The sequence below is a fragment of the Hydrogenophaga palleronii NBRC 102513 genome (assembly GCF_001571225.1).
In the GTDB taxonomy this organism is placed as follows: domain Bacteria; phylum Pseudomonadota; class Gammaproteobacteria; order Burkholderiales; family Burkholderiaceae_C; genus Hydrogenophaga; species Hydrogenophaga palleronii.
In genome coordinates, this window is the sequence record NZ_BCTJ01000044.1 from 19964 (window position 1) to 28469 (window position 8506).

The window sequence follows — 8506 nt, forward strand, 5'->3', positions numbered from 1 at the left end:
CAACAAGGCGATGCCATTGCGCCACTACACTGGGCCATGCGCAATTTCCGCGTGCTGGTGGTAGGGGGATACGGCTTCTTCGGCAGCCGGCTGGTGCAACGCCTGGCACGGGAGCCGGCGTTGAGCGTGCTCGTTGCCGGGCGCGATCCGGTGCGCGCCGAAGCACTCGTCAACACCCTGCAGCCGCAGGCCCAGGCCCAACTGCAGGCGCTGGCGCTGGACGTGCACAGCGACGCACTGCCCCAGGCACTGCAGCAGTGGCGCCCCGATGTGCTGGTGCACACCTCGGGACCGTTCCAGGGCCAGGGCTACGACGTGGCCGAAGCCTGCATCCGGCATGGCGTGCACTACATCGACCTGGCCGACGGCCGCGCCTTCGTCACCGGCATCACCGCACTCGACGCGCGCGCCCGCGCCGCAGGCGTGCTGGTCACCAGTGGCGCCAGCTCGGTACCGGCGTTGTCGAGCGCGGTGGTGGACCGGCTGGCCGAGGGCATGGCGCGCCTGCACGCCATCGACATCGGCATCAGCCCCGGCAACCGCACCGAACGCGGCCTGTCCACCGTGCAAGGCATCCTGAGCTACTGCGGCCAGCCCATCCTGCACGTGGACGGCAGCCGCGAGACGGGTTGGGCCCGCTCGTACCGCCAGCGCTATGCGGCGCCGGTGGGCACGCGCCTGCTCTCGCCCTGCGAGGTGCCCGACATCGGCTTGCTTCCGTCGCGTTACCCCGGTGCGCCGCGCATCCGCTTCGGCGCCGGGCTGGAGCTTGCCTGGCTGCACCGCGGCATGAACCTGATGGCCATGGCCACGCGCATCGGGCTGGTGCGCAACTGGGCCCCATACGCCAGCTGGCTGAACCGTGCGGCCGACCTGTTCAAGCACCTGGGCAGCGACGCCGGTGCCATGCACGTGCAGGTGCATGGCCTGGACCGGCAAGGCCAGCCGCTCGACCGTCGCTGGGAACTGCTGGCGTTGGACGGCGACGGTCCCTATGTGCCGACGCTGGCGGCGGTGGCGCTGGTGAAGCGCCTGCGAAACGGTGGCCTGCCTGCCGGCGCCATGCCCTGCCTGGGCCTGCTGTCGCTGGACGAATGCATGGCGGGTGCGGCCGGCCTGGCCATCCACACCCGCCGGCACGACACCACGCCATGACCGAACCACCGGGCCGGCCAATTCTGGTGTTCGACGCCCAGTGCCTGCTGTGCAACGGCTGGGTGCGTTTCCTGTTGCGGCACGACCGCCGCCGCGTCTTGCGTTTCGCCTCGATGCAGGGCACCACCGGCCAGGCCTTGCTGCACCAGGCCGGGCTGCAGGTGGACGGCCTGCAGACCCTGCTGCTGGTGGACGGTGCGCGCAGCTGGCAACACACCGCCGCCATCCTGCGCGTGCTGCACACGCTGGGCTGGCCGTGGCGGCTGGCCTGGGCCGTCTGGCTGGTGCCGGCACCGTTGCGCGATGCGCTGTACCGCGCCATCGCACGCCGCCGCTACCGCCTGTTCGGCCGCAGCGAGAGTTGCCTGCTGCCAGCGGCCGAACACGCCGGGCGCTTCCTGGATTGACGGGTTTTTCAGCTTCACGCGCCATGCGTGTGGGCGAGAATGGACTGCACGGCCGCTTCAGCTCCCTCAACCGGACCCCGCTCATGAACCGACATTTTTCCCTGCTCGTCCTGGCCACGGCCTTCGCCCTGGGTGGCTGCGCCGCCAGCGTCAACCGCGCCAGCGCGCCCGACACGCCGCCACTGCGGGCCGCCGCAGTGCCCACCACCCAGGTCGCGCTGTTCATCACCGGCAAGCCAACGGCCACCCACTCGGCCAACTGGCACACCTTCAGCGCCGAATGGCGCACCGCCTTCCAGAGCGCGGCCAGCAATGCCGGCCTGGGCTTTGCCTACTTCGAAACCGAGCCGGCAAGCCAGCCGGCGGGCACCACGCTGGTGAAGATTTCGGTCAACGACTACCGTTACCTCACCTCGGGTGCGCGCTACGGCTTTGGTGTGATGACGGGCAACGCCTTCATCGAGGCCGATGCATTCTTCATCGAGATGCCGTCAAAACGGCTGCTGGGCACACGCCAGTACACCACCTCGTCAAGTGCCTGGCAGGGCATCTTTTCGGCCATGACCGACAAACAGGTGGCGGCCCTATCCAACGAAATCATTCAAGACATCCAGCGCAAGTGAACCGGAGGGCGCTCGGCAGGCGCCCTCCTTCCATCCTTCTTCTTTCTTTCAGCGGAACACGCTCACCGCTTCCACCAGGCGCTGGGTCTGCTGCTGCAAGCTTTCTGAGGCCGCGGCGCCCTGCTCCACCAGCGCCGAGTTCTGCTGCGTCACCTGGTCCAGGTGGCCGACGGCCTGGCTCACCTGCTGGATGCCGCCGCTCTGTTCCGTCGTGGCCGAGCTGATCTCGCCGATCAGGTCGGAGACCCGGCGCACCTGCTGCACGATCTCGTCCATGGTCTTGCCGGCGTCGTCGACCAGGCGCGTGCCGGCCTCCACCTTGTTCACGCTGGCGCCGATCAGCTCCTTGATTTCCTTCGCCGCCTGCGCACTGCGCTGCGCCAGGTTGCGCACCTCGCCGGCCACTACCGCAAAGCCGCGGCCCTGCTCGCCGGCACGCGCCGCTTCCACCGCGGCGTTGAGTGCCAGGATGTTGGTCTGGAAGGCAATGCCGTCGATCACGCTGATGATGTCGGCAATCTGGCGCGAGCTTTCGGTGATCAGGCTCATGGTGTCCACCACCTGCGACACCGCCTGGCCACCGCGCGCGGCGGCATCGCTGGCGGTGCCGGCCAGGCGGTTGGCCTGGTTGGAGGTCTCGGCGTTCTGGCGCACGGTGACGCTCATCTGCTCCATCGACGCCGCCGTCTGCTGCAGGCTGGACGCGGCCTGTTCGGTGCGCCGGCTCAGGTCGCCGTTGCCCTGGGCGATCTCGCCCACGGCGGTCTGCACGGTGAGCACCTGCTGGCTCACGTCGTCGATCAGCCAGCGGAACATCAGGCCGAGCTGGCTCACGCTGCGCAGCGCCATGCCGATCTCGTCCACGCGGTCCATGTGCGCCACCTTCTGGGTGTCGCCGGTGGCCACGCTCAGGGCGTGCTTGCGCAGCTCCTCCAGCGGCCGCGCCAGTTGCGCCTCCAGGAACCAGGACGTGAGGCCCACGCCCAGCGCCGAGAGGCCGGCGAAAGGCAGCCAGTCCATGCCCTGCATGCCCAGTGCCCAGGCGCCACCCCACAGGCCGACCAGCAGGCCCGCCAGCGGCAGGCGGATGCGGCTGCGCACGCGCAGGGTCTTGAACACGCTGGTGACCGCCATCAACCCGGTGCGCAGCAGCAGGCCCTTGTGCAGTTTCAGGTGGCCGGCGCGGCCGGCGCGCATGTCGGCGTACAGGCGTTCGGCGGCGGTGATCTCGTCGCGCGTGGCCTGGGTGCGCACCGACATATAGCCCTGATGCTGGCCGTTGCGGATCACCGGTGTGGCGTTGGCGCGCACCCAGTAGTGGTCGCCGTTCTTGCGCCGGTTCTTCACCAGCGCGGTCCAGGGCTCGCCGCCCTTGAGCGTGGCCCACATGTCGGCAAAGGCTTCCGGCGGCATGTCCGGGTGGCGCACCAGGTTGTGCGGCTGCTGCTGGATCTCGTCCAGCGTGAAGCCGCTGACCTCCACGAACGCCGCGTTGGCGTAGGTGATGTGGCTTTGCGTGTCGGTGGTCGACATGAGTGTGGCGTTCTCGGGGAACACGAACTCACGCTGGGTGACAGGGTTGTTGACTCGCATGGAGACCTCACAGGTTGGTACGTTGTGCCCTTTGTATCGGCACCATCCGGATTCCCTTGTGTAGGGAATCCCGGACAGTACGTGTCGGTAAGGCACTGACCGCATGCGCCGCAACCGACCGGAGCAGACCGGAGCAGACCGGAGCAGACCGGACCAGCTCGGGCGCTTGCGCTAAGCTCGGCCCATCGCCCGCGAGGCAGCCCCCTGCAAGGAGTTCACATGATCCCCACGCCATTGCGCACGGTCCTGGTGTTCAGCGCGGAAGACCAGGCCTGGATCCGCCGCACCCCGATCACCCTGCCCGATTTCTGGGAGGGCCACAACGTCACGCCGGCCAAGGGCGATCTGCTGCGCATTGGCGGCCGCCAGTTCCTGATCCGCGGCCGCGTCTGGGAACACGACGGCGAAGGCCCGGTGCTCAAGCTCTATGTGGGCGATGCCCACGCGCCCAGCGACACCAGCTTCGGCTGAGCCGGCCCGCAGCCCAACGCGCCCGACGATGGCGAGAAACGTCGAGATCAAGGCACGCCTGGAACACTGGGCGGCGGTCAGCCACAAGGTGGCGGCCCTGGCCAACGAGGGGCCGGTGCAGATCGCGCAGGACGACACCTTTTTCCGCTGCGACAACGGCCGCCTCAAGCTGCGGGTGTTTTCGGACACGCAAGGCGAGCTGATCTTCTACCGCCGCAACGACCGCCAGGGCCCGAAGGAATCGTTTTACGTGCGCTCGCCCACCAGCAACCCGGCCACGCTGCGACAAGCCCTGGCGCTGGCGCACGGCGAAGTGGGCCGGGTGGTGAAGGCGCGCACCTTGTACCTGGTGGGCCGCACACGCGTGCACCTGGACCGCGTGCAGGGCCTGGGCGATTTCGTCGAACTCGAAGTGGTGCTGGAAGACCACGAGCCACTGGAGGCCGGCGTGCGCGAAGCACACCGCCTGATGGCCGCCTTCGACATCCCGCCCGCCCACCTGGTAGGTGGCGCCTACGTGGACCTGCTGGCGAAGGCCCGCTGAAGCGCCGGCATCAGCGCAGCGCGGCCTTGTGCAACGGTAGAAGCGTTGCGCGCAGCGCGACCAACTGCTCGTGTGCAATCTGCAAGAAGGAAGTCCCGAGTCGGGACAGCGGGCGGTGCCGGTTGCGCACGGCAAAGATCGGAAAGCTGGGCGCACCCGGCAAGGCAGTGAACACCAACCCCTCGGGGCGGTGGGCACGTGCCGAGAGGTCGTCCACGAAAGCCCCTGCCATGCCGGTCGCGGCCACCGAACAGGCGGCCAGCCCGGAACGCACCTCAGCCGCCACATTGCGCGCCACCCCCTGGGCCTCGATCCAGTGGTCGATCACCGCGCTTTGTGGCGCCTCCGGGCTGTACACCACCAGCCGGCCCGCCAGCACCTCGGCCACCGTGGGCCGGGCGCTCCGCAGCAATGCGTGATCGGCAGGCAAGGCGCAGAGCAGCTCCCAGCGGCCGATTTCCTCGATGTGCAGCGCCGGGTGGTCCAATGGCGCACTGGAAATCGCGACGTCGGCCTCTTCCGTCACCAGCAGCTTGACGATCTCTCGCGTGGGCAAGGATTCAAACAGCACCCTTGCCGTGCCGTACTGGCCCACCAGCGCGGCAATGCTGCGCGGCACCAATTGCAGCGCGGTGTTGGCGCTCGAGAGCACGCGCAAGGTCGTCTTGGTACCGAAGCGCAGGTGGGCAGCCACGTCGCGCACGTGCAGAACACCGCGGTAGACCTTTTCAATTTCCTCGTGCAGTTCGCGCGCCTCCGCCGTGGCCACCAGGCGCCCGCCGCGGCGCTCAAACAGCGCCACACCCAGTTGCAGCTCAAGGTGACGCACCAGGCGGCTGATCCCGGGTTGCGACACGTGCAGCAGGCGCGCGGCCTCGGTGGTGGTGCCGGTGGTCATGACGGCACGAAAGACCTCGATCTGGCGCAGGTTCATACCGCGCATTCTCGCTCACGAATAACACAGGGTTATTCGTGACTGGCGGATAGGTATTGGATTGTATGGACGCCCACCCCTAGCATTCCCGTTCGGCAGCAGAAGGCCGAGCCATCTTTTCTGGAGACAAGACATGTTCACGCTTCGTTTGCGCTCGCTCGCGCGCGCCCTCACCGTTGTCGCCCTGGGCTCCTCCGCCCTCCTCGCACACGCCCAGGCGCCTGCCTGGCCCACCAAGCCCGTCACCCTCGTCGTGGGCTTTGCCGCCGGTGGATCCGCCGACATCCTCGCCCGCGCGTTGAGCCAGAGGCTCAGCGGTGTGCTGGGCCATGCCGTGGTGGTCGACAACAAGCCTGGCGCGGGCGCCACCATTGCCACCGCCGGCGTGGCCTCGGCGCTGCCCGACGGCCACACCCTGCTGCTGGTGACCAGCGGCCACGCCGGCAGTGGCGCGCTCTATTCGTCGCTGCGCTACGACCCGATCAAGGCGTTTGCACCGGTCATCAAGCTCGCCGCCACCCCTCTGGTGGTGGTGGTGCCAGCCACCCAGCCCTGGAAAACACTGCCCGAGTTGCTGGAGGCCGCTCGCAAGGCGCCCGGCGCGCTGAACTACGCCGCTGGCGGCGGCGGTGCGACCACCACAGCTCTGGCCGCTGAGTTCCTGAAGAAAGACGCGCGGATCGACATGGTGCAGGTGCCCTATCGCGGCTCGGGTCCTGCGCTCACCGCCCTGCTCTCAAGTGAAGTGCAGGTCGGCTTCGAGATCCCGTCGAGCGCGCTGCCGCACATCCAGTCGGGCAAGCTGAACGCGCTGGCGGTGACTTCACACACCCGCAGCGCCGTGCTGCCCGATGTGCCGACGGTGCAGGAGCAAGGTATTGCCGACTTCGAGGTCACCGGCTGGTTCGGTGTGCTGGCCCCGGCCGCCACACCCCAGCCCGTGATGACCCGCCTCAACCAGGAGATCAACGCCATCCTGCAACAGCCCGACATGCGCAAGCGTCTGAGCGACCTTGGCCTGGAGGCAGCCGGCGGTACGCCCGAGGAGTTCCAGAAGCTGATCAACGCCGACGCCCTGCGGTATGGCGAGGCCATTCGCCGCCTTGGCATCAAGGTGGATTGAACATGGCACGCGCCGGGGGATGGACAACTGACATCGCCATCGTTGGCGGTGGTCTGGGCGGCGTGTCGGCGGCGCTGGCGGCGCTGCGGCTGGGTCGCCGCGTGGTGCTGGTCGAGGCGCTGCAATGGCTCGGCGGGCAACTCACGGCCCAGGGCGTACCTCCCGACGAGTACCCGTGGATCGAATCGCTGCAGTCTTCTCAGAGCTATGCGCAACTGCGCCGCGCCATCCGCGACTACTACCGGCAGCACCTGCCGCTGACCGCTGAGGCCAGCCGCGCGCTCTGCCTCAACCCGGGCCAGGGCAATGTGAGCACGCTGTGCCACGAACCCTGGGTGGCCGCCCGCGCCATCGACGGGTTGCTGGCTCCGTGGCAGGCCGACGGTCAACTGCTTGTGCTGCGCGGGCACCGCGTGCTGCGTGCCGAGACCGACGGTGACACCGTGCGGGCACTGCACCTGTCAAACCTGGTCAGCGGCGACGAAGCCGTGTTGCAGGCCCCGATGTTCATCGACGCGACAGAAACGGGTGAGCTGTTGCTGCAGGCCGGGGTTGAACACGTGATGGGCGCCGAAGCGCAATCGAGCACGCAGGAACCGCACGCGCTGGCGCAAGCCGACCCGATGGACCAGCAGGCCGTGACCTGGTGCTTCGCCATGGACCACCGGCCGGGCGAACACCACGTGATCGACAAGCCCGAGGGTTACGACCGCTTTCGCAGCCTGCAGCTGGACTGCTGGCCGAACGCGCAATACAGCTGGACGCTGTCCGACTTCGTCACCCACCAGCCGCGCACGCGGCCCCTGTTCGCGGGCGACACCGACACGGCCGGAGTGTACGACCTCTGGCACGCGCGCCGCATCGCCTGGCGTGGCCACTTCCAGTCCGGCGCCTACGAGAGCGACATCACCCTGGCCAACTGGCCTCAGATGGACTACTGGGAACAGCCACTCATCGGTGTATCCGAAGCCGAGGAGCAGCACGCGCTGCAACAGGCCAGGCAGTTCAGCCTGGGCTTCTTCTACTGGATGCAGACAGAAGCACCACGCCACGACGGCGGCTTTGGCTACCCTGGCCTGCGTCTGCGCGGCGACGTGCTGGGCACCAAGGATGGCCTGGCGCAACAGGTGTATTGGCGCGAGGGCCGCCGCATCCAGGCCGAGTTCACCGTGCTGGAGCAGCATGTGGGCGTCGCCGCACGACCGGGACAGGACGGCGCGGAACGCTTCTTCGACAGCGTGGGCATCGGCGCCTACCGCATCGACCTGCACCCGAGCACGCGCGGGCGCAACACCGTCGACATCGACTCGTATCCGTTCCAGATTCCGCTCGGAGCCTTGTTGCCGCAGCGCGTGGATAACCTGCTACCGGCCTGCAAGAACCTGGGCACCACGCGCATCACCAACGGGGCCTACCGGGAACATGCCACCGAGTGGAGCATTGGCGAAGCGGCAGGCTCGCTGGCGGCCTTCGCCCTGCAGCGAACCCTGCCACCGCGTGCGGTGCGTTCCAGCCCCGGGTTGTTGCAAGACTTTCAGCGCCTGCTGCAGTCACAAGGGGTACTGCTCGAATGGCCGCGTTACGGCGCGCTCACCCCGCTGCTGCGCACCGGCTACCAGCACGCCGGACACGGCTGAGGCCGCGCGCCGGCCTCAG

At 68.3% G+C, this 8506-nt stretch carries 9 protein-coding genes; 7 read left to right on the plus strand and 2 right to left on the minus strand.

Features of this window, described 5'->3' with window-relative positions; translation table 11 throughout:
• Window positions 1-36: 36 nt before the first annotated feature.
• The 3 genes from HPA01S_RS20115 (at window position 37) to HPA01S_RS20125 (ending at window position 2185) form a co-directional block, all read left to right on the plus strand.
• A complete protein-coding gene (locus HPA01S_RS20115; RefSeq protein ID WP_066272875.1) occupies window positions 37-1155 on the plus strand; it encodes a saccharopine dehydrogenase family protein in 1119 nt (372 codons plus the stop codon).
• Window positions 1152-1562 carry a thiol-disulfide oxidoreductase DCC family protein gene (locus tag HPA01S_RS20120; protein ID WP_066272877.1) on the plus strand — a complete coding sequence of 137 codons (411 nt, stop codon included), beginning with the start codon at window positions 1152-1154 and terminating at the stop codon, window positions 1560-1562. Before HPA01S_RS20115 ends, HPA01S_RS20120 begins: the two co-directional genes overlap by 4 nt.
• Before the next feature lie 83 nt (window positions 1563-1645).
• Complete coding sequence (locus tag HPA01S_RS20125) at window positions 1646-2185, plus strand: YajG family lipoprotein (protein WP_169801560.1); 540 nt, start codon at window positions 1646-1648, stop codon at window positions 2183-2185.
• A gap of 48 nt (window positions 2186-2233) precedes the next feature.
• Here the strand turns inward: HPA01S_RS20125 and HPA01S_RS20130 are convergent, their stop codons facing one another.
• The gene (locus HPA01S_RS20130; protein WP_066272880.1) at window positions 2234-3778 is read right to left on the minus strand and encodes a methyl-accepting chemotaxis protein; all 1545 of its coding nucleotides are present in this window, start codon (window positions 3776-3778) and stop codon (window positions 2234-2236) included.
• A 219-nt stretch (window positions 3779-3997) separates the two neighbouring features.
• On the opposite strand from HPA01S_RS20130, the gene HPA01S_RS20135 reads away from it, so the two are divergent.
• Together HPA01S_RS20135 and HPA01S_RS20140 are read left to right on the plus strand one after the other, a co-directional pair.
• Window positions 3998-4249, plus strand: coding sequence for a hypothetical protein (locus HPA01S_RS20135; protein ID WP_066272882.1), 252 nt, complete (start codon window positions 3998-4000; stop codon window positions 4247-4249).
• A 28-nt stretch (window positions 4250-4277) separates the two neighbouring features.
• Window positions 4278-4793 carry a class IV adenylate cyclase gene (locus tag HPA01S_RS20140; RefSeq protein ID WP_066272884.1) on the plus strand — a complete coding sequence of 172 codons (516 nt, stop codon included), beginning with the start codon at window positions 4278-4280 and terminating at the stop codon, window positions 4791-4793.
• Between the two features lie 10 nt (window positions 4794-4803).
• Here HPA01S_RS20140 and HPA01S_RS20145 read toward each other — a convergent pair whose 3' ends face one another.
• On the minus strand, window positions 4804-5727 hold the full coding sequence (locus HPA01S_RS20145) for a LysR family transcriptional regulator (protein WP_066272887.1): 924 nt from the start codon (window positions 5725-5727) through the stop codon (window positions 4804-4806).
• 133 nt (window positions 5728-5860) lie between these two features.
• Between HPA01S_RS20145 and HPA01S_RS20150 the strand changes: the two genes are divergently transcribed.
• Both HPA01S_RS20150 and HPA01S_RS20155 read left to right on the plus strand, forming a co-directional pair.
• Window positions 5861-6850 (plus strand): Bug family tripartite tricarboxylate transporter substrate binding protein, encoded by a 990-nt coding sequence (locus HPA01S_RS20150; RefSeq protein ID WP_066272889.1) that lies wholly within the window; start codon window positions 5861-5863, stop codon window positions 6848-6850.
• A 2-nt stretch (window positions 6851-6852) separates the two neighbouring features.
• On the plus strand, window positions 6853-8487 hold the full coding sequence (locus HPA01S_RS20155) for an FAD-dependent oxidoreductase (RefSeq protein ID WP_066272890.1): 1635 nt from the start codon (window positions 6853-6855) through the stop codon (window positions 8485-8487).
• Window positions 8488-8506 lie beyond the last annotated feature (19 nt).

Bases quoted from the DNA above. Each gene is read 5' to 3' on its own strand.
- HPA01S_RS20115 (WP_066272875.1), top strand. From the start codon at position 37: ATGCGCAATTTCCGCGTGCTGGTGGTAGGGGGATACGGCTTCTTCGGC.
- HPA01S_RS20120 (WP_066272877.1), top strand. From the start codon at position 1,152: ATGACCGAACCACCGGGCCGGCCAATTCTGGTGTTCGACGCCCAGTGC.
- HPA01S_RS20125 (WP_169801560.1), top strand. From the start codon at position 1,646: ATGAACCGACATTTTTCCCTGCTCGTCCTGGCCACGGCCTTCGCCCTG.
- HPA01S_RS20130 (WP_066272880.1), bottom strand. From the start codon at position 3,778: ATGCGAGTCAACAACCCTGTCACCCAGCGTGAGTTCGTGTTCCCCGAG.
- HPA01S_RS20135 (WP_066272882.1), top strand. From the start codon at position 3,998: ATGATCCCCACGCCATTGCGCACGGTCCTGGTGTTCAGCGCGGAAGAC.
- HPA01S_RS20140 (WP_066272884.1), top strand. From the start codon at position 4,278: ATGGCGAGAAACGTCGAGATCAAGGCACGCCTGGAACACTGGGCGGCG.
- HPA01S_RS20145 (WP_066272887.1), bottom strand. From the start codon at position 5,727: ATGAACCTGCGCCAGATCGAGGTCTTTCGTGCCGTCATGACCACCGGC.
- HPA01S_RS20150 (WP_066272889.1), top strand. From the start codon at position 5,861: ATGTTCACGCTTCGTTTGCGCTCGCTCGCGCGCGCCCTCACCGTTGTC.
- HPA01S_RS20155 (WP_066272890.1), top strand. From the start codon at position 6,853: ATGGCACGCGCCGGGGGATGGACAACTGACATCGCCATCGTTGGCGGT.